General features: G+C 61.2%; 20 protein-coding genes. 15 read left to right on the forward strand and 5 right to left on the reverse strand.

The features are described 5' to 3' along the window. Nucleotides 1-64: 64 nt before the first annotated feature. The 10 genes from WFO70_RS12865 (at nucleotide 65) to WFO70_RS12910 (ending at nucleotide 10,093) form a co-directional block, all read left to right on the forward strand. On the forward strand, nucleotides 65-1,546 hold the full coding sequence (locus WFO70_RS12865; protein WP_337016721.1) for an APC family permease: 1,482 nt from the start codon (nucleotides 65-67) through the stop codon (nucleotides 1,544-1,546). Between the two features lie 32 nt (nucleotides 1,547-1,578). Next, nucleotides 1,579-3,003 carry an aminobutyraldehyde dehydrogenase gene (patD, locus tag WFO70_RS12870; protein WP_337016722.1) on the forward strand — a complete coding sequence of 475 codons (1,425 nt, stop codon included), beginning with the start codon at nucleotides 1,579-1,581 and terminating at the stop codon, nucleotides 3,001-3,003. Between the two features lie 143 nt (nucleotides 3,004-3,146). Then, nucleotides 3,147-3,572 (forward strand): FosA8 family fosfomycin resistance glutathione transferase, encoded by a 426-nt coding sequence (locus WFO70_RS12875; RefSeq protein WP_337016723.1) that lies wholly within the window; start codon nucleotides 3,147-3,149, stop codon nucleotides 3,570-3,572. Nucleotides 3,573-3,856: 284 nt separating this feature from the next. Then, nucleotides 3,857-4,555 carry a hypothetical protein gene (locus tag WFO70_RS12880; protein ID WP_337016724.1) on the forward strand — a complete coding sequence of 233 codons (699 nt, stop codon included), beginning with the start codon at nucleotides 3,857-3,859 and terminating at the stop codon, nucleotides 4,553-4,555. After that, nucleotides 4,555-4,980, forward strand: a complete 426-nt coding sequence (locus tag WFO70_RS12885; RefSeq protein ID WP_337016725.1) for a hypothetical protein — start codon at nucleotides 4,555-4,557, stop codon at nucleotides 4,978-4,980. Before WFO70_RS12880 ends, WFO70_RS12885 begins: the two co-directional genes overlap by 1 nt. Before the next feature lie 291 nt (nucleotides 4,981-5,271). Beyond that, a complete protein-coding gene (locus tag WFO70_RS12890; RefSeq protein ID WP_442913383.1) occupies nucleotides 5,272-6,513 on the forward strand; it encodes an MFS transporter in 1,242 nt (413 codons plus the stop codon). A gap of 17 nt (nucleotides 6,514-6,530) precedes the next feature. Continuing rightward, complete coding sequence (locus WFO70_RS12895) at nucleotides 6,531-7,682, forward strand: mandelate racemase/muconate lactonizing enzyme family protein (protein ID WP_337016726.1); 1,152 nt, start codon at nucleotides 6,531-6,533, stop codon at nucleotides 7,680-7,682. Further along, nucleotides 7,676-8,572, forward strand: coding sequence for a dihydrodipicolinate synthase family protein (locus tag WFO70_RS12900; RefSeq protein ID WP_337016727.1), 897 nt, complete (start codon nucleotides 7,676-7,678; stop codon nucleotides 8,570-8,572). Before WFO70_RS12895 ends, WFO70_RS12900 begins: the two co-directional genes overlap by 7 nt. Then, nucleotides 8,569-9,462, forward strand: coding sequence for a 2-dehydro-3-deoxygalactonokinase (locus WFO70_RS12905; protein WP_337016728.1), 894 nt, complete (start codon nucleotides 8,569-8,571; stop codon nucleotides 9,460-9,462). Before WFO70_RS12900 ends, WFO70_RS12905 begins: the two co-directional genes overlap by 4 nt. Then, nucleotides 9,452-10,093, forward strand: a complete 642-nt coding sequence (locus WFO70_RS12910; RefSeq protein ID WP_337016729.1) for a bifunctional 4-hydroxy-2-oxoglutarate aldolase/2-dehydro-3-deoxy-phosphogluconate aldolase — start codon at nucleotides 9,452-9,454, stop codon at nucleotides 10,091-10,093. The genes WFO70_RS12905 and WFO70_RS12910 overlap by 11 nt, the downstream gene beginning before the upstream one ends. Here the strand turns inward: WFO70_RS12910 and WFO70_RS12915 are convergent. The 5 genes from WFO70_RS12915 to WFO70_RS12935 form a co-directional block, all read right to left on the reverse strand. Continuing rightward, nucleotides 10,031-10,720, reverse strand: coding sequence for a helix-turn-helix domain-containing protein (locus WFO70_RS12915; protein WP_337016730.1), 690 nt, complete (start codon nucleotides 10,718-10,720; stop codon nucleotides 10,031-10,033). The genes WFO70_RS12910 and WFO70_RS12915 overlap by 63 nt on opposite strands. 134 nt (nucleotides 10,721-10,854) lie before the next feature. Next, nucleotides 10,855-11,676, reverse strand: a complete 822-nt coding sequence (locus WFO70_RS12920; RefSeq protein ID WP_312347767.1) for an alpha/beta fold hydrolase — start codon at nucleotides 11,674-11,676, stop codon at nucleotides 10,855-10,857. A 28-nt stretch (nucleotides 11,677-11,704) separates the two neighbouring features. Further along, nucleotides 11,705-13,315 carry an MFS transporter gene (locus tag WFO70_RS12925; protein WP_337016731.1) on the reverse strand — a complete coding sequence of 537 codons (1,611 nt, stop codon included), beginning with the start codon at nucleotides 13,313-13,315 and terminating at the stop codon, nucleotides 11,705-11,707. Then, entirely contained in the window at nucleotides 13,312-13,725 is a 414-nt protein-coding gene (locus WFO70_RS12930) for a DoxX family protein (protein ID WP_442913379.1), read from the reverse strand. The genes WFO70_RS12925 and WFO70_RS12930 overlap by 4 nt, the downstream gene beginning before the upstream one ends. Before the next feature lie 2 nt (nucleotides 13,726-13,727). Then, nucleotides 13,728-15,599: an amidohydrolase gene (locus WFO70_RS12935; RefSeq protein ID WP_337016732.1), complete on the reverse strand. Its 1,872-nt coding sequence runs from the start codon at nucleotides 15,597-15,599 to the stop codon at nucleotides 13,728-13,730. 211 nt (nucleotides 15,600-15,810) lie between these two features. Between WFO70_RS12935 and WFO70_RS12940 the strand changes: the two genes are divergently transcribed. Genes WFO70_RS12940 through WFO70_RS12960 form a run of 5 tightly spaced genes read left to right on the forward strand, consistent with a single transcriptional unit; the run spans nucleotide 15,811 to nucleotide 23,078 of the window. Next, complete coding sequence (locus WFO70_RS12940) at nucleotides 15,811-16,503, forward strand: hydrolase (protein WP_337016733.1); 693 nt, start codon at nucleotides 15,811-15,813, stop codon at nucleotides 16,501-16,503. Between the two features lie 59 nt (nucleotides 16,504-16,562). Continuing rightward, nucleotides 16,563-16,772, forward strand: coding sequence for a DUF1427 family protein (locus WFO70_RS12945; RefSeq protein ID WP_337016734.1), 210 nt, complete (start codon nucleotides 16,563-16,565; stop codon nucleotides 16,770-16,772). Beyond that, nucleotides 16,769-17,026, forward strand: a complete 258-nt coding sequence (locus WFO70_RS12950) for a DUF1427 family protein (RefSeq protein WP_337016735.1) — start codon at nucleotides 16,769-16,771, stop codon at nucleotides 17,024-17,026. The genes WFO70_RS12945 and WFO70_RS12950 overlap by 4 nt, the downstream gene beginning before the upstream one ends. Before the next feature lie 26 nt (nucleotides 17,027-17,052). Beyond that, nucleotides 17,053-17,421, forward strand: a complete 369-nt coding sequence (locus WFO70_RS12955) for a response regulator (RefSeq protein WP_337016736.1) — start codon at nucleotides 17,053-17,055, stop codon at nucleotides 17,419-17,421. Between the two features lie 56 nt (nucleotides 17,422-17,477). Then, nucleotides 17,478-23,078 carry a trifunctional serine/threonine-protein kinase/ATP-binding protein/sensor histidine kinase gene (locus WFO70_RS12960; protein WP_337016737.1) on the forward strand — a complete coding sequence of 1,867 codons (5,601 nt, stop codon included), beginning with the start codon at nucleotides 17,478-17,480 and terminating at the stop codon, nucleotides 23,076-23,078. Nucleotides 23,079-23,086 lie beyond the last annotated feature (8 nt).

The following is a 23,086-nucleotide window of genomic DNA, read 5'->3' on the forward strand; positions in this document are numbered from 1 at the left end:
GAGGCGCTCTTCTATACCTTGATTCGTGTTACCTGCGACTCAACCCATCACAGAGAATAAACGTATGGAACAGACTTCTGGCAAGAAAAGTGAAGCAATTCATAGCGATAATACACAGCAATTTCACCGCTCCATCGGCCTTATCTCTAACTTCTCGCTCGGGTTCACCTACCTCTCGCCGCTGACGGCGGTCTACTCCCTGTTTGCGCTGGCGGTGACCCTGGCCGGACCCCCGGCGATCTGGTGGATCCCGATTGTGGCCTGTGGGCAGCTGCTGGTGGCGCTGGTGTTTGGCGAAGTGGCGTCGCAGTACCCGATCACCGGCGGTCTCTATCCCTGGGAGCGCCGCCTGTGGGGCCGCAAATATGCGTGGATCGCCGCCTGGATCTACCTCTGGGCGCTGGTGGTGACCATCACCTCGGTAGCGGAATACACCGCCACCTTCGTCGGGTCGCTGTTCGGCTTTGAGACCTCGGCTGGCAACATGCTGATCACCTCGGTGGTGCTGCTGCTGATGATGATGGCCATCAACATGTCGGGCACCAAAAACCTCGCCCGGGTCGCCCGGATTGGCTTCTGGTGTGAGATCGTCAGCGTGATTGCGCTGGGGATCTACCTGCTGCTGTTCCACCGCGCGCAGCCCTTCTCGGTGGTCTTCGACTCGATGGGGGTGATCGCCAAAGACGGCAGCTATCAGCCAGCGTTTATGGCCGCGGCGCTGATCGGCCTGTTTATGTTCTTCGGCTTTGAAGCCTGCGGCAACGTGGCGGAAGAGGTGAAAAACCCGAGCAAAAAGATCCCGCTGGCGATGATCCTCAGCATCGTGTTTGGTGCCCTCTCGGCGATGGTGTCGATCCTCGGCTACCTGCTGGCCTCCCCGAACCTGATGAATATCGTCAACGGCCAGATTGCCGATCCGATCCCGGCGATCCTCAACGAAGCCCTCGGCGAGACCGGTGCCACGGTGTTTATCATCATCGCGGTGATCGCCATGCTGTCGTGCATCCTGTCATTGCAGGCCGCGTTAAGCCGCCTGATCTTCTCCTTCTCCCGCGACCAGATGCTGCCGGGCAGCGCCTGGATGTCGAAGCTGTCGAAAAACAGCGTCCCGGACAACGCGATGATCGTCAGCTGCCTGCTGCCGGTGCTGATCTGCGTCTGGGTTTACTTCCAGCCGGATAACCTGGCGCGCATCACCGCCTTTGCGGTTATCGGCATCTACATCTCCTTCCAGATGGTGGTTCTGGCGGCGCTGCGCCAGCGGCTGAAGGGCTGGAAACCGGCCGGGGAGTGGAGCGTCGGCGGCTGGGGGATGCTGGTTAATATTCTGGCGCTGGCCTACGGCCTGTGTGGTATCTGGCTGCTGGCGCAGCCTGCCGAGAGCAGCGACTTTATCGACCGCTGGACGGTGCTGGTGGGGCTGGCGGTGGTGGTGATCTCCGGCCTGATCTACATGGCGCTGGCCCGTCCGTTCGGGCGCTCCAACGCGCCGGAAAATGACGCGATTGAGCATGCAAAACGCCTCAACGCAGGACAACCTCTGTAATTTCCCGGAACATAAAAACAATGGAGTCGGCTATGCAAGACAACGTATTGATCAATGGCGAACTGATTGCGGGGGCAGGTGAGAAGCAGCCCGTCTATAACCCGGCCACCGGCGAGGTACTGCTGGAGATCGCCGAAGCCAGCCCGGAGCAGGTGGATGCCGCGGTGCAGGCCGCCGATCGCGCCTTCCGCCAGTGGGGCCAGACCACGCCGAAAGCGCGCGCCGAATGCCTGCTGAAGCTGGCGGATGTGATTGAGCAGAACGCCGAAACCTTCGCCCGCCTGGAGTCGCTGAACTGCGGCAAACCGCTGCACTGCGTGCTGAACGACGAGATCCCGGCCATTGTCGATGTGTTCCGCTTCTTTGCGGGGGCTACCCGCTGCCTGAACGGCCTCGCCGCCGGGGAGTATATGGAAGGGCACACCTCGATGATCCGCCGCGATCCGGTGGGGGTAGTGGCCTCCATCGCCCCCTGGAACTACCCGCTGATGATGGCGGCGTGGAAGCTGGGCCCGGCGCTGGCGGCGGGGAACTGCGTGGTGCTCAAGCCGTCGGAAATCACCCCGCTGACTGCCCTGAAGCTGGCCGAACTGGCAAAAGATATCTTCCCGGCCGGGGTGATTAACGTCCTGTTTGGTCGGGGGAAAACCGTCGGCGACCCGCTGACCGGCCACGACAAGGTGCGAATGGTCTCCCTGACCGGCTCGATTGCCACCGGGGAGCACATTATTTCCCATACCGCGCCGTCGATTAAGCGCACCCATATGGAGCTGGGCGGCAAAGCGCCGGTGATCGTCTTTAACGACGCCGATATCGACGCGGTGGTGGAGGGCGTGCGCACCTTCGGCTTCTATAACGCCGGGCAGGACTGCACCGCCGCCTGTCGCATCTACGCTCAGAAAGAGGTCTATAACACGCTGGTGGAAAAACTGGGCGTCGCGGTTGCCAGCCTGAAAATGGGCGCGCCAGAGGATGAGACCACCGAGCTTGGGCCGGTCAGCTCCGCCGCCCATCTGGCCCGCATCAGCGAGGCGGTGGAACGCGCCAAAGCTCTGCCGCACATCCACGTGGTCACCGGCGGCAATGTGGCGGGCGGCAGTGGCTACTATTATCAGCCGACCCTGCTGGCCGGGGCGCAGCAAGGGGATGAGATTATCCAGCGCGAGGTCTTCGGCCCGGTGGTGAGCGTCAGCCAGTTCGATGACGAAGAGCAGGTGCTGGAGTGGGCTAACGACTCCCGGTATGGCCTGGCCTCATCGGTCTGGACCCAGGACGTGGGTCGCGCGCACCGCATGAGCGCCCGCCTGCAGTACGGCTGCACCTGGGTCAACACCCACTTTATGCTGGTAAGCGAGATGCCGCACGGCGGGCAGAAGCTGTCCGGCTATGGCAAGGATATGTCGATGTACGGGCTGGAGGATTACACCGTGGTACGGCATGTGATGGTGAAGCACTAACCGACATTGCCCGGCGGCGCTGCGCTTGCACGGGCCTACGGGTTCTGTAGGCCGGGTAAGCGCAGCGCCACCCGGCGCTTCTGTTTATACGTTGATAAACATGCTAAAGAAGTGAGGTTAACCTCTCTCCAGGAGTGAACCTTATGCTTAACGCCCTCAACCACCTGACCCTTGCCGTCAGTAACCTGCCGGTCAGCATCGCTTTCTGGCGCGATCTTCTTGGTCTGCGCCTGCACGCCGAATGGCACGCCGGGGCGTATCTGACCTGCGGCGATCTCTGGCTCTGCCTCTCTTATGATGACACCCGACAATTTATCCCGCCGCAAAACAGCGACTACACCCACTATGCGTTCTCCATCGATGCAGAACAGTTCGAAACCTTCACGCAAACGCTAAAAGACGCTGGCGTCACCGTCTGGAAAGAGAACAAAAGCGAAGGGGAGTCGTTCTACTTTCTCGACCCGGACGGGCACAAGCTGGAGCTGCACGTGGGGGATCTGGCCGCGCGGCTGGCGGCGTGTCGGCAGAAGCCTTATGCGGGAATGGTCTTTTCCTCAGACGAAACGTAATTTGCCCGGCGGCGCTGCACTTGCACGGGCCTAGGGGTTCTGTAGGCCGGGTAAGCGCAGCGCCACCCGGCGTAAAGGCTGATGGGCAATAGAGAATATTTCCACTGATTCTTAATGCCGAAATAATTAAGAAATTTATGACAATAATAAAATCCGCCTGAATAAAGCGTAATGACGTATTTATAAAATTGTTCGGGTTAAATTCCGAATAATTAATCCTGGCATAGACAACAGTAAAATAGAGTACGTACCATCAGAGCTTTACTTCTGTAAGGATATATATCATGAGTTCAAGACAAGATATCAGGGATGGTGCCGACTTTGAACATTCATTGAGAGGGCTGGTTTATACCGATGTGCTGGGATGGATAGATATGGGCCATGCTCGTGGCAATGATGTCGAAGAACTCAGAAGACAGTTCATGCAGGGTGAGGGAAGCGGGCAAGATTACTATGTTGTAATGTATCGTCAGGATATGCATATAGCAAAATTTTGCTCTCGCCTGGGTATTGGAAGGTTTGCCAGATGGGAAATCAAACGTGGCCGTGATATGCACGATATCAATCGTATGATGTTGGCAATGATGATGAGTACCGCATTGAATTTCGAAGACTTACAAAGCTATCGATTATTTACCTGGTATACTGATAGCGGCTTTAGTGGAGAAGATTTAGTTTCAGATTTGTTTGGATTCTATCGTGCTATCAGGCCTGGCTTCTATACGGATCAGGTGAAGCCTGTAAGCTATGAATCTGCACTACGGCGTTGGGATTATTATGGAGCTATTGGTACCTTTAAAAATCGAGGCTTTAAACCCATTATTTTTCCCGATCCTGACGATCCCTGTGTTAAGCATGAGCCTTACATCGCTGAGCTTCCGATGTTTATGAAATGGTTATATCCCTGGGATGATTTTACCTCTGGTATCGTCAACGTCCTTACAGAAAATGGTACAGCATTTGGCTATATAGGAATGAGATAATGCTCTCCACGTTTGTTAGATACCTGATTGCTATATCCATCACCGCCTCAATCCTGGGCGGGCTATTTATTTACCTCATAGCCTCCAACATCAACGGTATGACCGTTTACAAAGAGACCGACCGTTACCGTTATTACACACTCACTGACAAACAAATTAAAAACGCGCCGAGAATTTCGCAAAATTACTATTTCGAATTTCAATCCGGCGACGGATATACGCCATCAAATGCCATTATTTTCAAAGACGCGACTGACCCTGAACCGCTTCGAGCCTATCTTGCTGGTTCAGGGTACAGCCGGCAGCAACGACAACAGCGTGGAATGGAGGTGTGGTGTGCCCCCAAAAAAACATGCAGCGATCGTTTCTATTTGTACGTCGATAAACATGCTAAAGAAGTCACCTTAACAACCCTCCAGCATTGAGCCCATACTTTCAGGTCAGGTGGCGTATATAGCCGCCGACAACAGCCATTTCCTCAGTGTTTCACTATGTGAAACATTTCTCTTCGCGCTTCTTTGATTCCCCTCACGCATCCCGATCCTGCGCTCGTCAGCCTCTGCGGATTCTTTACACTCAGCTTCATAACAATCACGTCACATTTGTTGACACCTTTCCTGACCTCAGGAGGTTATATGGCTAATACCGACTCAGAATTCGCAGGTGATTACGCCCCTGCCGGGCAGCAAGCGCCTGCCCAAAGCAGAACCAAAATGATGCTCTCGGCGGGCATCGGTCATTTTATCGAGTGGTTTGATTTCGGGCTTTACGGCACCCTGGCGGCGATTATCGCCACCAACTTCTTCGCCAGCGGCGATCCGGTCATCGGGCTGCTGAAATCCTTCGCGGTCTTCGGCTCTGGCTTTCTGATGCGTCCGCTGGGCGGGCTCTTTTTTGGCTCGATGGGCGATCGCTTAGGGCGGCGCAAGGTGCTGGTGACCGTCATCGTCATCACCTCCTGCTCCACCTTCGTGATGGGCATTTTGCCGACCTGGCATCAGGTCGGAATACTCGCCCCGGTGCTGTTGGTGATCACCCGTCTGGTACAGGGCTTTGCCGCAGGCGGTGAAAGTTCAGGCGTCATTACCTATCTGGCCGAAAGCGCCAAACCCAACCGTCGCGCCACGCTCACCTGCTGGAGTGAAAACTTCAGTTTTATGGCCTTCGTCTGTGGCTCCGGGCTGGTGCTGTTTCTCACCCATACGCTCGGCGAAAGCGCCATGAACGACTGGGGCTGGCGCATTCCGTTCCTGCTGGCGGCCCCCCTGGGGTTAGGCGGGCTTTATATGCGTCGCAATATGGAAGACTCCAGCGAATTTAAAAAGCTGCAACAGACCGGCAAGCTGGAGAAAGCGCCCCTGCGCAAATCCCTCTCCACCTCTTCACGCGCCCTGTTGTTCTGCACCGGCTTCGTGGTGGTCAAAGCGGTCAGCAGCTGGGTGCTGCAGTCCTTTATGCCGGGCTATCTCTCGACCCATTTGCACTACAGCAAAACCGACGCCTATCTCATCACCACGCTTGGATTACTGAGCGTCGCGGTCTGTATGCCCATCACCGGCTATCTCTCCGATATCTGGGGGCGCCGTCCGCTGATGCTGATGGGCTGCGGGGGCTTCATCCTGCTCACGTACCCGGCCATGCTGGTGATGAGCCAGGGCTCGGTGGGATCCTCCATCGCGGCCATGAGTATGCTGGGCATCTTTGTCGCCATGTTTAACGGCGGCTGCGGCGCGGCGATGGTTGAACTCTTCCCGACCGCCATTCGCTACGGCAGTATCGCCATCGCCTACAACCTGACCGTGGCGATCTTCGGCGGCGTCACGCCGCTGGCCTCCGCCAGCCTGATCTCGCTTACCGGCGATCCGCTTTCCCCTGCGTGGTACGTGATGATCACCGCGCTTATCTCATTCATTGCCGTGTGGCTGGCCAAAGAAACCGCCGGCAAAGTGCTGGATTAACTGTTCCCGGAGTTGTTATGAAAATACGTCACGTTGAATGTTTTCCACTGAAGATCACCCCAAAGCAGGCCTATCTCGGGGGGAGCGTCGAGGGGCATGACAGCGATTACTACTATCGTCCGGAGTACCGCTGCGTCTATTCGCGCAAAATGGAGACCTGCCTGGTCAAAATTACCACCGACGACGGCTGCGTTGGCTGGGGTGAAGCGCTGGCCCCGGTGGTGCCGCAGGTCATTGCGGAGCTCATCACCCAGCTCTTCGCACCGCTGCTGATCGGGCAATCGCCTTTTTCAAGCGGGGTGCTGAACGCCCGCATGTACGATGCCATGCGCGATCGCGGCCATACCACCGGCTACCATATCGATGCCCTTGCCGCCGTGGATATCGCCCTGTGGGATCTTAAAGGCAAGCTGCTAGGCCAGCCGGTCTGGCAGCTGCTGGGCGGTGCCTGGCGTGACACCATTCCTTGTTACGTTTCGGGGTTGCCTGAGCCCGACCTGCCTGCGCGTTGCCAGCTGGCGAAACGCTGGCAGGAGAAGGGCTTTAATGCCGTCAAGCTGGCGCTGGGCTACGGCGTGCGGGAAGACATCGCCAACGTGAAGGCCATACGTGAAACCCTGGGCGAAGAGGCGCAACTCTTCCTCGATGCCCACTGGAACTACAGCGTGGCAGAAGCCGCCGAGCTGGCAACGGCGTTGCGCGACTACGGCGTCGGTTTTCTCGAAGCGCCGCTGTTGCCGGAAGATGTGGCAGGGCACCGCGAGCTACGGGCCAAAAGCCCGGTGGCGATTGCGCTGGGCGAAACCGAGCGCACCCGCTACCAGTTCAAACCCTTTATCGAGCAGCGGGCGGCGGACATTCTGCAGCCGGACGTGGGCCGCACCGGCATCAGCGAGCTGATGCACATCGCCTCGCTGGCGGAGACCTGGAACCTGAAGGTCGCCCCGCATCTCAGCGTCGGTCTTGCGCCCTGTATCGCCGCTTCGCTGCACGTCGCAGCCGCCATCCCCAATCTCTACATGCTGGAGTATCAGCCTCCGGTCTTTGAGATTGCCAACCAACTTCTCACCACGCCGCTCATCTGCCAGCAGGGGGCGTATCAGCTGCCGCAGGGGCCGGGGCTGGGTATTGAAATCAATGAAGACGCCGTCATGGAGGCAACATGTTAAAAGGCAACGTACCGATTCTGGCTACCGCGTTTGATGCAGAGGGCGAAGTGGATTTCGTCTCGATTGAGCGGCTGGTGAAATTCCTCCTGCAACAGGGCATCGATGGCCTGGCGCTGTTCGGCAACGCCTCTGAAGGCTATGCCCTGACCCTGGGCGAAAAAGAGGCGCTGTTTGCCTGCGTGAAAAACCTTACCGGCGATCTGCCGCTGGTGGCCGCCGCCGGGGGAGCCGCCTCTGCGGTGGCGATAGAAGATATCGCCCGGATACAGCGCTGGGGGGCGCAGGTGGCGATGGTCAATCCACCGTCGGTCGTCAAACCTGGCCCGGAGGAGATCGTTAATTTTTACCGGGAGATCTGCGCGGCCTGCGATATCGACATCATGATTCAGGACGCGCCGCTGATGACCGGGGTCAACATCCCGGTAGCCACGCTGGTCACGCTGTGCCAGTCGTTTCCGGCTATCAAGTACATCAAAGTGGAGCAACCGCCCACCACGCTGAAAATCACCGCCCTGAAGCATGCGCTGGGCGACAGCGTCGGGCTGTTTGGCGGCCTGAACGCCGGTTTTCTTTATGAAGAGCTACGCCGTGGGGTGATCGGTACCATGCCCGCCTGCGAATTCCCGGACGTCATCAACATGATCCTGCAGGCCTGGCAGCATAACCCGCGGGAAGCGCAGTCGCTCTTTTACCGCTATCTTCCCTTCCTGCGCTATGGCGTGCAGCCGGGCATCGGCGTGGCGATCCACAAAACCGTCCTGCACCGGGCGGGGATCTTCACCACCGACGTGGTGCGTGAACCGGCCAAACGGCTGGACGCGGTCACCCGCGACGAATTGCAGGATCTCACCGACGCGCTGCCGCTGGCGGTGTTTGGATCGCGGGTATGAATTACATTGCCGTTGACTGGGGCACCAGCAATTTCCGGGCGATCGGCGTGCGTGACGGCCAGGTGATCCGCACCGTGCAGGATACCTGCGGCGTGGCGACCTGCGAGCGTGCTGAATTGCCGGCGATCCTGCGTAAGCAGCTGCTGCGGCTGGAAGACGCCTGGGACCCGCATTTGCCCGTACTGCTGTGCGGCATGATTGGCAGCAATATCGGTATTGCCGATGCGGGCTACATGGCGTTGCCGCTTAGCTTCCGCGACCTGTTGGGTAAGGGCCGCGAACTGCCCGGGATCCTGAGCAACCCGCTGACCCTGCGGCCGGGTATCTGCGATCCGCGGGCCAATGAAGTCTGCCGTGGGGAAGAGATGCAGTTAGCCGGGGCCATCGCCCTGACGGACGCCTGCACCTTTGCCGCCGTGGGCACCCACAGCAAATGGATGACCATTGACCGCCAGCAGCAGCGCGTGACGGGCCTGCGCACCCTGATGACCGGCGAGCTCTATCACCTGGTGTTGAATCATTCGGTGGTGGGTAAAGGGCTCCCCCCGCAGGCGACCTCCGCCAGCGCCTTCAGCGAGGGCGTTGCCGTGGCGCAATCGGTCGAGGCCGGGCAGGGCGAACTGGTGAGCGAGCTGTTCCGCTGTCGGGGGCGCTACATTCTGGGGGATCTCGACCCGGCCTGCGCCGCAAGCTGGCTCTCCGGCCTGCTGATTGGGCACGAGATCCTGCGCGGTCACCCAGGGAAGACGCGGGTCTGTTTTATCGGCAGCCGCGCCTTGCTTCCCCTCTACCAGCAGGCCTGCGAGCAAATCGGGCTGCCTTGCTCCACCCTCGAGGCGGAAACCGCCCTGATTGCCGGGCTCAATGAGGTATTCCGCCATGATAGCTAGCGCCGGGATTATTGCGATTTTACGTGGCATCACCCCTGACGATTGCGTGGAGCAGGTGGCCTGCCTGCGCGATCATGGCATCACCACGGTTGAGATCACCACCAACTCACCGGCGTGGGTCACCAGCCTGCAACGGCTGCATGATGCCTTTGGTGATGGGGTAACGGTGGGCGCAGGCACGGTGTTAACGCCGGAGCATGTGGCGCTCTGCGCCGCCGCCGGGGGGCAATTTATCCTCACCCCTAACCTCGATCTGCGGGTGATCCAGGCGGCAAAACGCCAGGGGCTGGGGGTGTGCGCAGGGGTGATGTCGCCCAGCGAGATTTTCAGCGCCTGCGAGGCGGGGGCCGACGTGCTGAAGATTTTCCCGGCTAGCGCCCTGCCGGAAAACTATCCGCAAATGATCAAAGGCCCGCTCTCCGCGCCGGTGCGCTTTTCGGCGGTGGGGGGCGTGGATCTCAATAACGCCGCCGATTACCTGCGCTACTACGACAGCGTGGGGATCGGCAGCGCGCTCTATCGCCCCGGGCAGTCGGTCGCCGCCACGGCGGAGCGCTGCGCGCAGCTGCTAGAGGGGCGGGAGCGCGGCGCCGCTAATTTTGCGCGCGGCAGAGATCAGAAAATGGCGTAGTTTGTCGATGTCCAGCTTATCGCCCTGGATATTCGACAGGGCGATGGCGGCCTGCATGCCCGGAATGATGCAGGCCATCCGGTAATCCGTTTCGTCAAAGGTTTTACCAAACACCTGATGGCGGCGGGCCTCTTCGATATCGCGCTTGAGCAGCTGATAATCGTGTACGCCGAGGCGAGCCACGATCTCTTCGTCACTCATGGCCGACAGCAGTTTGATGCCAATCACCGAGTCATGCACCGGAAAAGATTCGTAGTTGCCGATAGCTCTGGCGATGCTTTTGCCGCCACGGGTATGAATGAGATAAACCACGTTTTTGCCGCTTAACACTCCCACCACAATCGACACCGAGTGGCTGCCGGTCTCCTCCAGCATCTCCAGCACGGCGGTATAAAACGCCGAATTATGGATCGCGTTCGCCGAGAGACGATGGATGCCCATCCCCAGGCTGTACTTGCGCCTGGCGTCCTGCTGCACCATCTCCAGCGCCAGTAGCGTTTGCATCAGACGGGAGACTTTCGCTGGATCCAGCCCCATCTCACGGCCAATCTCACGAATACCAAAAGCACGACTCCCTGTCGCCAGCAGATTAAGGCAACGGAATGCGTCAAAGACAGTGCTGTTCATTTCACCTTCCAGGCAATGTATTCAGTGATTTGAGTGTAAGGGGAGAAGGGGAGGAAAAGTATGGTTGGCAACGACGAGTGTGAACGCGACAAGAAAAAAGATAATCGGGGAACCCAGGCTCCCCGGTCAACGCCTTACAGCGACTTCACAAACGTCAGCAGATCTTCGTTCAGCTGGTCCTGATGGGTCAGCGCAAAGCCGTGCGGTGCGTTGTCATACACCTTCAGTTCCGCGTTGCTAATCAGCTCCGCCGCCACTTTACCGGTGGTTTCGAACGGCACAATCTGGTCGTTGCTGCCGTGGATCACCAGCGTCGGGACGTCGACTTTCGCCATATCCGGGCGGAAGTCGGTTTCGGCAAAGGCGGTCACGCAGTCGAGGGTCCCTTTCAGGGACGCCAGCAGGGCGATATTCAGGGTCTGGGTCAGGCCGCCTTCCGACACCTTTTGTCCGGCGTTAAGGCCGTAGAACGGGGTGGCGAAATCGCTGATGAACTGGGCGCGATCTTTCAGTAGCCCGTCACGAATACCGGCGAAAACAGACTGATCCACGCCCTGCGGATAGGAGTCGGATTTGCCGAAGATCGGCGTAACCGCCCCCAGCAGCGCCAGACCGGCCACGCGGTCGGTGCCGTAGGTGCCGATATAACGACTCACGTCGCCGCCGCCCATCGAGAAGCCCACCAGGGTCACGTCGCGCAGATCGAGCGCGGTGATCAGGTCGTTGATGTCGGAGGCAAAGGTGTCGTAGTCATAACCATTCCACGGCTGATCCGAGCGGCCAAAGCCGCGGCGGTCGAAGGCGATGGCGCGGAAGCCGCGCTCCGCCAGATAGTTAAGCTGGCTGTCCCACATGTCGGCATCCAGCGGCCAGCCGTGGCTGAACAGCACCGGCTTACCCGCGCCCCAGTCTTTGTAGTAAATCTGAGTACCGTCTTTCGCTTTAATCGTCGCCATAGTCTCTTCCTCAAGGTGTTTTTAGGTTTTAAACCGGCGCCACCAGATAGCGGGTCGCCGGGGGAGCATCGCCCTGATGGAAAGCCAGCACGCGGCTTTGCAACAGGTGGTCATTCATGGTGTGGCGCTCCTGTAAGCGCAGATGTTCCACCCAGGATCCCATCAGGAAGGTCTCAACATACAGACCCGGCCGGTCGATATCTTCATACACCGCCCAGCTGATGGCCCCCGCGCGGCGGCGCACCCGGCGCAGCTCGTGGACTGCCTGCAGGAAATCGCTTGCTGCTTCAGGATCAATAACATACTCGCAGGAGACCAGCACCGGACCGCGCTCGTTGGGGATGCTCTCCCGCGCGTCGTCGGCGATCAGGCCGCTGGTATCCAGGTTCAGGTTGGGATCTTTCTCCAGCTTCCAGCGCAGCACCGTGGCGCTGGCCAGCAGCATCCCGATGGTCGCCACGCAGAGTGAGGTGGCGGTATTCACGTGGGAGGCAATCTGGCCCCAGAGGGCGCTGCCCACGGTCATCGAGCCGAAAAACACCGTCAGATAGACCGCCAGCGCCCGGGCCTTCACCCAACGCGCGGCGCTGCGCTGCGCGCCAAGGTTGAGGGTGGAGAGCACCGCGATCCACGCAAAGCCGGTGAAGAACTCAAACAGGTTCAGCAGCCAGAAGTGGCGCACAAAGGCCAGCGCCAGCATGGTGATAGCGAAGACCAGGCTTGCCGCCACCATCAGCCGATCGGCGTTCAGGCGCTGGCGCAGACGCGGCAGCAGCACCGCCCCGGCAATCGCCCCCAGCCCGATACAGGCCAGCATAATGCCGTACCCCGCCGGGCCGAGGCCCAACTCCCGACGCGCCACCAGCGGCAGCAATGCCCAGCCCGCGCTGGCGAAGACGAAGAACGCCACGGTGCGGATTAACACGTTACGCAGCACCGGCGCGGCATGGACGTAGCGCACCCCGGCGCGTACCGCCGAGAAGAAATGCTCCGGCGGCAGGCGCTGCACGGATGCGGCAGGCTTCCAGCGCCACAGCACCCAGGCCACGCCCAGCACCGACAGGGCGTTGAGCAGAAACACCATCCACGGCCCGGCCAGCGAGAGCAAAAAGCCCCCCAGCGCCGGACCGATGGCGCGACTGATGTTGATCCCCAGCGAGTTGAGCGCCACCGCCGCGCCCAGCTCCGACTTGCTCACCAGATCCGGCACCACCGCCTGGAACGGCGGCGAGCTCATGGCGCTGCCGACGCTCAGCAGAAACGCCGCGGCCAGCAGCACCGTCGGCGTGACCTGCCCGGTAAAGGAGAGGATCGCCAGCCCCGCGGCGGCAATAAACATCCACAGCTGGGAGAAGAGCAGGTACTTACGCCGGTCGACGATATCCGCCATCACCCCGGAGGGCAGGGCGAAGAGGAACATCGGCAGGCTGCTCGCCGCCTGCACCAGGGCGATATCCAGCGGATCGGCGCTGAGGGTCAGCATGCTCCAGTTGACCCCCACGTCGCTCATCCAGGAGCCAACGTTGGACACCACCGTGGCGATCCACAGCATGCGGAACACCCGCTGGTGCAGCGGCTGCCAGGTGGACATCGTCGGGGCAGGCGGGTGCTCCACGTGCGCGTCGGTGATCTGGGTCATGCGAATCTCTCCGTTACACGCGAGCGGATCCGCCACGCGCCGGGGCCGGTGATCGCCAGCGTGGTGAAGACGATCAGCAGCAGCCAGCCAAACTGACCTTCGGCAATCGACCAGCCGGGATGCACCACCAGCATCGCCACCAGCAGCACGGCGATGATGGGCACGCAGGCCAGCCGGGTCGCCACGCCGAAGAGGATCAGGATCGGGCAGATCACTTCGGCGACGATCGCCGGGATCAGGCTGAAGTACGGCCCGAAGCCAAAGGGATCTTCGATCCGCGTCAGTTCTTCGCTGAAATGCATGACCTTCGGCAGGCCGTGCACGTACAGCAGCAGCAGGCTGCCGGTGATGCGCAGGAAGAACAGCCCCAGGTCAATCCGGGGCAGGTTAGGTTGGGTTGAGTTCATCATGATCAGAACGCGAAGCAGCTGCAGCCCAGCGCTCCCCAGAAGGCGTTATCGTCGGCTACCGGCATCTCTGCGGTGCGGGCAAAGTCGTGGGCGTGGTTGTGCACTCCGCACGGGCCGCTGCAGTGGTGCACGGCGCTCATCCCCACGCGGGCAGCCTGCGGTGGCGCGCTGCGGTAATGACCTGGCACCTTGACCACCGGGGACCACTCCGGCAATACCGGGATGGCAGGCGGAGCCAGCGGGCCGAAGCTGCCCGCGGCGTAGACGATGTTGCCGTCCACCACCGTCAGCACCGACTCGATGCCCTTGATCTCCTCTTCCGGCACGCGGAAGAAATCTTTGCTCAGCACCGCCAGATCCGCGAGCTGGCCTTTCTTGATCTGCCCCTTGTGGTTCTGTTCGTTGGAGAACCACGCGCTGCCCTGGGTCCAGAGCATCAGGGCGGAGTCGCGATCCAGACGGGCGCTGTGATCGTACATCTGCATTCCGCCGACGGTACGGCCAGAGACCAGCCAGTAGAGCGCGGTCCACGGGTTGTAGCTCGCCACGCGGGTGGCATCGGTGCCCAGACCTACCGGCACGCCGGTCTCCAGCATACGGGTCACTGGCGGGGTGTGGCGCACCGCCTCCATGCCGTAGCGCTCGGCGAAGTATTCGCCCTGGAAGGCCATGCGGTGCTGTACGGCGATGCCGCCGCCCAGGGCCTTGATGCGGTCGATGTTGCGCTGGGTGACGGTCTCGGCGTGGTCAAAGAACCAGTGCAGGCCGTTGAACGGAATATCGCGGTTGACCTTCTCGAAGACGTCCAGCATCCGGCTGATGGACTCGTCGTAGGTGGCATGCAGGCGGAACGGCCAGCGGTGCTCTACCAGATGGCGCACCACGCGCTCCAGCTCGTCCTCCATGCCGGGGGCCAGATCCGGGCGCGGCTCGAGGAAATCCTCGAAGTCGGCGGCGGAGAAGACCAGCATCTCGCCCGCGCCGTTATGGCGGAAGAAGTCGGTGCCCTGGCCCGGCTTGAGCATGTCGGTCCACTTCTCGAAATCTTCCAGCTCGTGGCCCGGACGCTGGGTAAACAGGTTGTAGGCGATGCGGATCGTCATCTGTTTTTTCTCGTGCAGCTCGGCGATCACCTCGTAGTCTTCCGGGTAGTTCTGGAAACCGCCGCCCGCGTCGATGGCGCTGGTTAAGCCCAGACGGTTCAGCTCGCGCATAAACTGGCGGGTGGAGTTGACCTGCTGCTCCAGCGGCAGTTTTGGTCCCTTGGCGAGGGTGGCGTAGAGGATCATGGCGTTCGGACGGGCGATCAGCATCCCGGTCGGGTTGCCGTTGGCGTCGCGCTGGATCTCACCCCCCGGCGGGTTCGGCGTGTCTTTGGTGTAGCCCACCACCTTCAGCGCGGCGCGGTTGAGCAGGGCGCGGTCATACAGGTGCAGGATAAACACCGGGGTCTCCGGCGCGGCCTCGTTGATCTCGTCCAGGGTTGGCATCCGGCGCTCGGCAAACTGGAACTCGCTCCAGCCGCCCACCACGCGCACCCACTGGGGTGACGGGGTGCGCAGGGCCTGCTCTTTCAGCATCCGCAGGGCGTCGGCCAGCGAGGGCACCCCTTCCCAGCGCAGTTCAAGGTTGTAGTTCAGCCCGCCGCGGATCAGGTGCAGGTGCGAGTCGTTGAGGCCCGGGATGGCGGTATGGCCTTTGAGATCCACCACTTTGGTGGCGTCGTCGTGGTACTGCATCACCTCGGCAACGGTGCCCACTGCAAGGAATTTGCCGTCACGCACGGCCACCGCTTCGGCGAGGGGATTTTCACGATCGACGGTATGAAACTGGCCATTTACCAGAATCAAATCTGCTTTGGCAGAGGAAGTCATAACTGCTCCTGACTGAGAGGGGAAATGTCAGGATTATTGGAACCGCTTACATGAAAGATCCAGTTATACAATAGGATAGCTATACCAAAGTATAACTATACCAACGTATAACTATACCTAAGGTTAACTATACGAAGAGATAATTACGCCAGACCTGCGGGGAACATAGGATGCCAGTTGATTTCACCTGTTAACCTCACTGGATACCATTATGTCTAACTCAAAACTCGAAGTGTTAACCCCGGATAACTGCCAGATGATCTTCATCGACCAGCAGCCGCAGATGGCGTTTGGCGTGCAGTCTATCGATCGTCAGGTGCTGAAAAACAACGTGGTGGGCCTGGCGAAAGCGGCCAGCGTGTTCAACATCCCGACCATCATCACCACCGTGGAAACCCAGAGCTTCTCCGGCAACACCTTCCCGGAACTGCTGGACGTCTTCCCGGGCAAAGACATTCTTGAGCGTACCTCCATGAACTCCTGGGATGACCAGAAAGTGCGTGACGCCCTGAAAGCCAACGGCAAGAAGAAAGTGGTAGTGTCCGGCCTGTGGACCGAAGTGTGCAACAACACCTTCGCCCTGTGCGCCATGCTGGAAGGTGACTACGAGATCTACATGGTGGCGGACGCCTCCGGCGGCACCTCGAAAGAAGCGCACGACTTCGCCATGCAGCGCATGATCCAGGCTGGCGTGATCCCGGTCACCTGGCAGCAGGTGCTGCTGGAGTGGCAGCGTGACTGGGCCCACAAAGAGACCTACAACGCGGTGATGGATATCGTGCGTGAGCACTCCGGTGCCTACGGTATGGGCGTGGATTACGCCTACACCATGGTGCACAAAGCCCCATCTCGCCAGAAGAGCGAGCACGAAACCCTGGCGCCGGTACCGGCCCCGGTTCGCTAAGTTTGCAGCGGCAGGCTGGGCCCTCATCCGGCCTGCTGCTGACCTTTCTGGAGTTCACCATGAGTACTGGGTTAATTTCCCTCGCGGCAGGCGTGTTAATCGGCCTGCTGTACGCGCTGCTGAAAGTCCGTTCTCCCGCCCCGCCCGCGCTGGCCTTGATTGGCCTGCTGGGGATGCTGGCTGGCGAGCAGGCCACCCGCCATTTTCTGCATGCTGACGACAGCGCGCAAAAGGCACCCGTCACCCTCTCCACAGGAGCCTCGTCATGAAAGCCTGGGTCGTTTCGCTGAGCTGTGGAATTCTGGCAGGGGTTATTTATGCCGCAATTGATGTACACTCGCCCGCGCCGCCGGTAGTTGCCCTGCTGGGGCTGTTTGGCATGCTGGTGGGCGAACAGCTGATCCCGATTGGCCGTCGCCTGTTCAGCCGTCAGCTGACGATGGCGTGGTTTCGCCATGAATGCGTCCCCAAAATCAGCGGCACCGCGCCTCCACCCCGTCCCGGTGACGGACGCGAGGGTTAATCACGTTTCGTTTGAGGAAAGAGAGCATGCCGCAGCGCATAGCCATCATTGATGATGAACGGTCTGTTCGCAGCGGGTTAAGCAACCTGCTGCAGTCGGAGGGGTACGTAACGGAAGCCTTCGATTCGGCGGAGGGGTTTCTCAGCCATCCCACCGCGCTGGCAGACGCGGCGCTGGTGATTGTCGATATCCGCCTGCGGGGAATGACCGGCCTCGAGATGTTCGACAAGCTGCACCTTATCGCCCCCTCGCCACCGCCGCTTATTTTTATCTCCGGTCATGCGGATGACAACATCCAACGCTACGCTGTTGATCGTGGCGCTGTTGCTTTTTTGCGCAAGCCGATTAATGTCGATGTGCTGCTGGCGCACATTCAGCGCGCGCTCACTGCCTGACAATACCTGCAAACTCCCCACGAGAACCATTAATGAAGAACAATAAGGAAACGTGGTTGAACAACACATCGCTGCCTGCTCGCTGGCCCGCCCCCGGAAATTTATCCGAAGGGCGGGCTTTTGTGCTTAAAGAAGACGTCATTTTCACCCCGTTAGGGCAGGAGGGGAGCCTCTGCTGGCTCAATGCCCGCCTGCCCAGCTCCGGCGGGTCGTTTATCATCGCCACCGGGGTGAGCGATGAAGAAGAGGCCAGCGCAACGCGCCTGCTGCGCAACGAGTTTGCCCTGCGCGAGTACCTGAGCGACGACTGGGCCATCCGCCCGGTCGCCAGCACGCAGTACCACGGGCGCTTTGCACTGGTTTATGCCCCCTTTTCCTTTGTGCTGTTAACCCGGATCGTCGGCGCGCCGATGGCGTGCATTCAGAGCTTCCTGGATCTGGCGATCCGCATCAGTCTGCCGCTGCGCCTGATGCATCTGCGCAATCTGGTGCACGGAGATATCAAGCCCGGCAATATCTTTATTCACGATGACAACAGCTGTCGGCTGGGGGGCTTTGGCCTGTCGTCCGGCACCTCAGAAGAGCTGCATCAGGCGCGGTTGACGGCCATCGGCGGCACCCCCGCCTACATGTCGCCGGAGCACACCACCCGCACCCATCGCGCGGTGGACAGCCGCAGCGATCTCTACAGCCTGGGAGTCGTTTTCTACGAACTGCTCACCGGCAGCCTGCCGTTTGAGCTGGGCGGCGAGGATCAGGGCAAATGGGCGCACTACCATATCGCCTCCGAGCCGCGTCCCCCCGGCGCGGTCTGCTCCGGCGTGCCCGCCATGCTCTCGACCATCGTCCTCAAGCTGCTGGCAAAAAAACCGGAGAACCGCTATCAGACCGTGGATGGCCTGATTGCCGACCTGCGCCGCTGCCAGGCGACCCTGAGCGACGACGGGGAGATCGCCGCCTTTACTCCGGGTTTACAGGATCGCTCCCCGGCGTTTCATCTTACCGACACCCTCTACACCGCCCATCCCCAGACGGCGGATCTGCTCCAGGCCTTTGAGCGGGTCAATCGCGATGCCGTTGCCGGATTTGTGGCGATCGGCGGCCCGTCGGGGATCGGCAAATCGTCACTCATTGCCTCGGCGTTGAAAGCGTTGCAGCACCGTAATGTGCTGCTGGCGGTGGGCAAGGTGGATCAGTTTTCTCCCACGCTGCCCTACGCGGCGCTGACCTCGGCCTTTCGTAATCTGGCGCTGCATCTGCTTGGGCTGTCGGCGGAGGAGGTGGCCCAGTGGAAGATCCGCCTCTCCCGCGAGCTGGAGGGTTATGAAGCTCTGGCCGTCAGCCTGGTACCGGAGCTGCGGCTGCTGCTGGATAACAAGCCGCGTTTCTCCAGCGATACCTTCTCCATCGACGCCCGGGCGCGCTTCAGCCACATGGTGCTGGCGCTGGTAAAAGCCTTCGCCAGCGCGGGCTGCCCGCTGGTGCTGCTGCTGGACGATATCCACTGGATCGACCCCGCCAGCCTGCAAATTCTCGAGTACCTGCTGATCCACGCCAGCACCGTGCCGCTGCTGATGGTGGTGGCGCACCGGGACGCCTGCTCGCTGCCGGATAACACCCTGCATCATCAGCTGGCGAGCCTGCACCAGGCCTCGCGCAATACCACCGAGCTGCGCCCGGAGCCGCTGTCGGTGAAGGCGGTGTCGCGCTGGCTGGCGGATATTTTCCACACCCGCGCGGCCAGCACCCTCGATCTGGCTGGGCTGATCCACGAAAAAACCGGCGGCAACCCGCTGTTTGTCCATGAGTTTTTCCGCCGCATCGTCGATGACGGGCTGGTGACGCACAACAAATATCAGGACAAATGGCACTACGATCTGCACGCCATCCGCACCCGACACTACACCGAAAACGTGGTCACCCTGGTGTTGCAGCAGCTGGAGGAGATGCCGGAAGAGACCCGTCGGCTGCTGGGCAGCATCGCCTGCCTCGGCGGCAGCGGCGAGCTGGAGATGGTCTCCAGGATAGTGTCGATGTCGGTCGCGGAGATCCGCTATGCCCTACATCCGGCGGTGACGGCGCAGCTGATCGTCCTCAGCGACGCCAGCTACGCCTTTACCCACGATCGGGTCCAGGAGGCGGCCTTCGCCCTGCTGGATAACGCCGAGCGCAGCCGCCTGCACCTCACCACCGCCAGCCTGCTGGCGGAGTCGGCCCGTCAGGCGGCGGGCAACGAGATCCTGTTCCGCGCCGTGCATCACGTCACGGCGGCGCTGGACTGCATTCAGCCTGCGCCCCAGCGCCAGATGTTCCGCGAGCTGAGCCTGCTGGCGGCCCGCCGCGCCCGCCGCTCGGGGGATTATCTCTCGGCCCTGAGCTATATCCAGACCGCCCGGGCGCTGGGCAACGCCGGTGCGCCACCGGAGAGCGCCAGCGACTTCACCCTGGACAGCGAGGAGGCCGGGTGCCAGTTCGCGCTGGGCAATCTCGACGCCACCCGCCGACTGTGCGACCGCATTCTCAACTCCCCATGCGGGCTGGCGGAAAAAGCGCTGGCAGCCAACCTGCTGGCGGAAGTCTATATGCGGCAGTCCGACAACCGGCTGGCGCTGGAGGCGGCCCTGAGCTGGCTGGCGGTGTTTGGCATTCATGTCAGCCCCTACCCGGAAACCGCCGAGTGCGACGAGGCCTGGCACAGCCTGTGCAACCGGGTCGGCGATAACCCGCAGGGCCATTTTACCAGGCTGCCGCTGATGGACGACGGCGATACCGAAGCGGTGATGAACCTGCTCAACAGCGCCTGCGTGTTTGCCAGCTTTACCCGCTCGCGCCTGCATTTTGTTCTGCTGTGCCGGATGATGCACCTGACTCTGGATCACGGTATTACCGGCGCGTCCGCCCCGGCGATGGCGTGGTTCGGGGTGTTGATTGGTCACCGCTACGCCGAGTATCGCCTTGGCTTCCAGTACGGCACCCTGGCCCGGGAGCTGGTGAACCGCCACGGCTACGACGCCTTTGAGGCTAAAACCCTGCTGCCGCTGGATCAGCTCAGCGTCTGGACCCAGCCGCTGGGCTACACCATCGAGTGCGCCAGGGCCTGCTTCACCTCCGCCGTCACCCACGGCGACATGACGGTGGCCTGCTTCGCCGCCTGCCACCAGGTGATTAACTTCCTCACCCGGGGCGATCACCTCGACGGGGTGCTGACCAGCATCGAACGCGGGCTGGCCTTCGTGCGTAAAACCCATTATCAGGACGTGGAGGCGATCCTGCTGATGCAGCGCCACTACGTGGAGCACCTGCGCACCCCGGTGAGCGGCCACTGGACCGCCAGCGAGGTGCTGCCGCACTCCCTGCTGCCCGCCGGCGGACAGGCCACGGAGCAGACCTCCACCATGCTGTTCTGGTTCTGGCTCTATCGCGGGATGGCCCACTTCGCCTGCGGCGAGTTCCCGCAGGCGGCAGAGAACCTCGCCCAGGCCGGGCGGTTCGCCTGGTCCGCCCCGGGCCATATTCATCTGCTGGATTACCATCTTTACAGCGCCCTGGCGCTCTCCCAGCAGCTGACCCCGGAGACCTTTTCCGCCGATCTGCGCCGCCAGATCCATGTGCACTACGACAAAATCGCCCTCTGGGCGCGGATCAACCCGGGCACTTTTGCCGATAAAGAGGCGCTGATCTACGCCGAGATCGTGCGCCTCGACGGCATGAACAGCATCGCCCTTGAGCAGTACGAGAAGGCGGTGCGTCTCTCCCGCGACAGCGGTTTCAACCCGTTCAATGCCCTGGCTCACGAGTTGGCCGGGCGCTTCGCCCACGCCTGCGGCTACACCACCGCCGCCGATGCCCACTTCCGCGGGGCGATGACGGGCTGGGGACGGGCCGGGGCGCAGTCCAAAATTCGCCAGCTGGAGCGGGATTTCCCCTACCTGCTGGCCCCTGGCCAAGCCAACGCCTGGGACACGGTGGCCTTTGCCCGCAACGAGGAGATCCGCGATCTGCAGAGCGTGATCAAGGCCTCCCGCGCCCTGTCGGAGGAGATCAACCTCGAGCGGCTGATCGAAACCCTGATGACCATCCTGCTGGAGCGGGCCGGGGCCCAGCGCGGCTTTTTGATTCGGGTGAATGACAACAACATCCCGGAGATCGAAGCCAGCGCCAGCACCACCACCGACGGGGTGCGGGTGCATATCCGCAAAGAGGTGCCGATGGCCACCGATATGCCGCTGACGGTGCTGGCGGCGGTGATCCGCACCGGGCAGGAGATCCACACCGGCAAACCGGAGGAGTTCCACCCCTTCAGCCAGGATCCCTATCTGGTGACCTCCGGCGCGGCGGTGATGTGCGTGCCGATGTTCAAGCAGGCGCGGCTGGTGGGGGTGCTCTATCTGGAGAACCGCCTGATGCCGGAGGTCTTTACCGTGGAGCACTCCCGGGTGGTGAGCCTGCTGGGGGCCCACGCCGCCATCTCGCTGGAGACCGCCCGGCTGTACGCCGAGCTGCTGGAAGAGAACCTCCAGCGCCGTCGGGTTGAGAAAGAGCTGCGGGCCAGTCAGACCTCGCTGATGCTGGGCGAGCAGATCAGCCACACCGGCAGCTGGCGCTGGGAGTTACAGCAGGATCTGATGTTTATGTCGGAAGAGTATGCCCGCATTCTCGGCCTGCCGGAGCAGCAGAAGATGATCTCGATGGCCGAGTTTCTGACCTTCGTCCATCCGGATGACTATCCGCGTATCAGCACCCTGGTGACCGAGAGCGTGCGCGACGGCCTGACCATGCGTGCCGAGTTCCGCATTATCCGCGCCGACGGCGCCACCCGCACCATTCTGGGGATTGGCGATCCGGTGGGGGTGGGCAGCGAAGTAAACGAGTATTACGGCATCATCACCGACATCACCACCCAGCGCACGGCGGAAGACGCCATGCGCGTCGCCCAGGCGGAGCTGGCCCGCGTCGCGCGCGCGACTACCGTCGGGCAGCTTACCTCGTCCATCGCCCACGAAATCAACCAGCCGCTGATGTCGATTGTCGCCAACGCCGGGGCCAGCCTGCGCTGGCTCAACCGCGATCCGGCCCGGCTGGATAAGGCCCGCATCGGGCTGGAGGAGATCGTCTCCGAGGGCGAGCGGGCAGGGGAGATCATCCGCAGCCTGCAGTCGCTGACCCGCAGGCAGGATCCGGCTTTCGCCCGCATCGATCTGCACCATCTGGTGCGGCACATCATCACCCTGTCGCGCAGCGAGCTGGAGCAGCGGCGCATCAGCGTCAGCTATGCCCTGGCGGCGACGGACAGCTTTATCGTGGGGGATAGCGTGCAGATCCAGCAGGTATTGCTGAACCTGGTGATGAATGCGATAGAGGCGATGGCCGAGGTGAAAGAGCGGCCCGGCACGCTGGAACTCTCCACCTCGAACCTGGAGGGCGGGGGGATCAGTTTTGAAATTGCCGACAGCGGCACCGGCATCGGGCCGGGGTTGAGCGAGCGCATCTTTGACTCGTTCTACTCCACCAAAGCCCAGGGGATGGGGGTGGGGCTGACCATCAGCTACAGTATTATCGAGCGCCACCGGGGCAAGCTGACGGCCCGCAACCGCGAGCCGCACGGCTGTATCTTTGCCTTTACCCTGCCGCTGGCTGCGAGCATGGAACCACTCTGAGGGCAGGC

The organism is Leclercia sp. AS011, from assembly GCF_037152535.1.
Taxonomy (GTDB): Bacteria; Pseudomonadota; Gammaproteobacteria; order Enterobacterales; family Enterobacteriaceae; genus Enterobacter.

Bases quoted from the DNA above. Each gene is read 5' to 3' on its own strand.
- WFO70_RS12955 (WP_337016736.1), top strand. From the start codon at position 17,053: ATGCCGCAGCGCATAGCCATCATTGATGATGAACGGTCTGTTCGCAGC.
- WFO70_RS12885 (WP_337016725.1), top strand. From the start codon at position 4,555: ATGCTCTCCACGTTTGTTAGATACCTGATTGCTATATCCATCACCGCC.
- WFO70_RS12920 (WP_312347767.1), bottom strand. From the start codon at position 11,676: ATGGCGACGATTAAAGCGAAAGACGGTACTCAGATTTACTACAAAGAC.
- WFO70_RS12875 (WP_337016723.1), top strand. From the start codon at position 3,147: ATGCTTAACGCCCTCAACCACCTGACCCTTGCCGTCAGTAACCTGCCG.
- WFO70_RS12890 (WP_442913383.1), top strand. From the start codon at position 5,272: ATGCTCTCGGCGGGCATCGGTCATTTTATCGAGTGGTTTGATTTCGGG.
- WFO70_RS12880 (WP_337016724.1), top strand. From the start codon at position 3,857: ATGAGTTCAAGACAAGATATCAGGGATGGTGCCGACTTTGAACATTCA.
- WFO70_RS12895 (WP_337016726.1), top strand. From the start codon at position 6,531: ATGAAAATACGTCACGTTGAATGTTTTCCACTGAAGATCACCCCAAAG.
- WFO70_RS12930 (WP_442913379.1), bottom strand. From the start codon at position 13,725: ATGATGAACTCAACCCAACCTAACCTGCCCCGGATTGACCTGGGGCTG.
- WFO70_RS12865 (WP_337016721.1), top strand. From the start codon at position 65: ATGGAACAGACTTCTGGCAAGAAAAGTGAAGCAATTCATAGCGATAAT.
- WFO70_RS12925 (WP_337016731.1), bottom strand. From the start codon at position 13,315: ATGACCCAGATCACCGACGCGCACGTGGAGCACCCGCCTGCCCCGACG.
- WFO70_RS12945 (WP_337016734.1), top strand. From the start codon at position 16,563: ATGAGTACTGGGTTAATTTCCCTCGCGGCAGGCGTGTTAATCGGCCTG.
- WFO70_RS12950 (WP_337016735.1), top strand. From the start codon at position 16,769: ATGAAAGCCTGGGTCGTTTCGCTGAGCTGTGGAATTCTGGCAGGGGTT.
- patD (WP_337016722.1), top strand. From the start codon at position 1,579: ATGCAAGACAACGTATTGATCAATGGCGAACTGATTGCGGGGGCAGGT.
- WFO70_RS12935 (WP_337016732.1), bottom strand. From the start codon at position 15,599: ATGACTTCCTCTGCCAAAGCAGATTTGATTCTGGTAAATGGCCAGTTT.
- WFO70_RS12905 (WP_337016728.1), top strand. From the start codon at position 8,569: ATGAATTACATTGCCGTTGACTGGGGCACCAGCAATTTCCGGGCGATC.
- WFO70_RS12900 (WP_337016727.1), top strand. From the start codon at position 7,676: ATGTTAAAAGGCAACGTACCGATTCTGGCTACCGCGTTTGATGCAGAG.
- WFO70_RS12910 (WP_337016729.1), top strand. From the start codon at position 9,452: ATGATAGCTAGCGCCGGGATTATTGCGATTTTACGTGGCATCACCCCT.
- WFO70_RS12940 (WP_337016733.1), top strand. From the start codon at position 15,811: ATGTCTAACTCAAAACTCGAAGTGTTAACCCCGGATAACTGCCAGATG.
- WFO70_RS12915 (WP_337016730.1), bottom strand. From the start codon at position 10,720: ATGAACAGCACTGTCTTTGACGCATTCCGTTGCCTTAATCTGCTGGCG.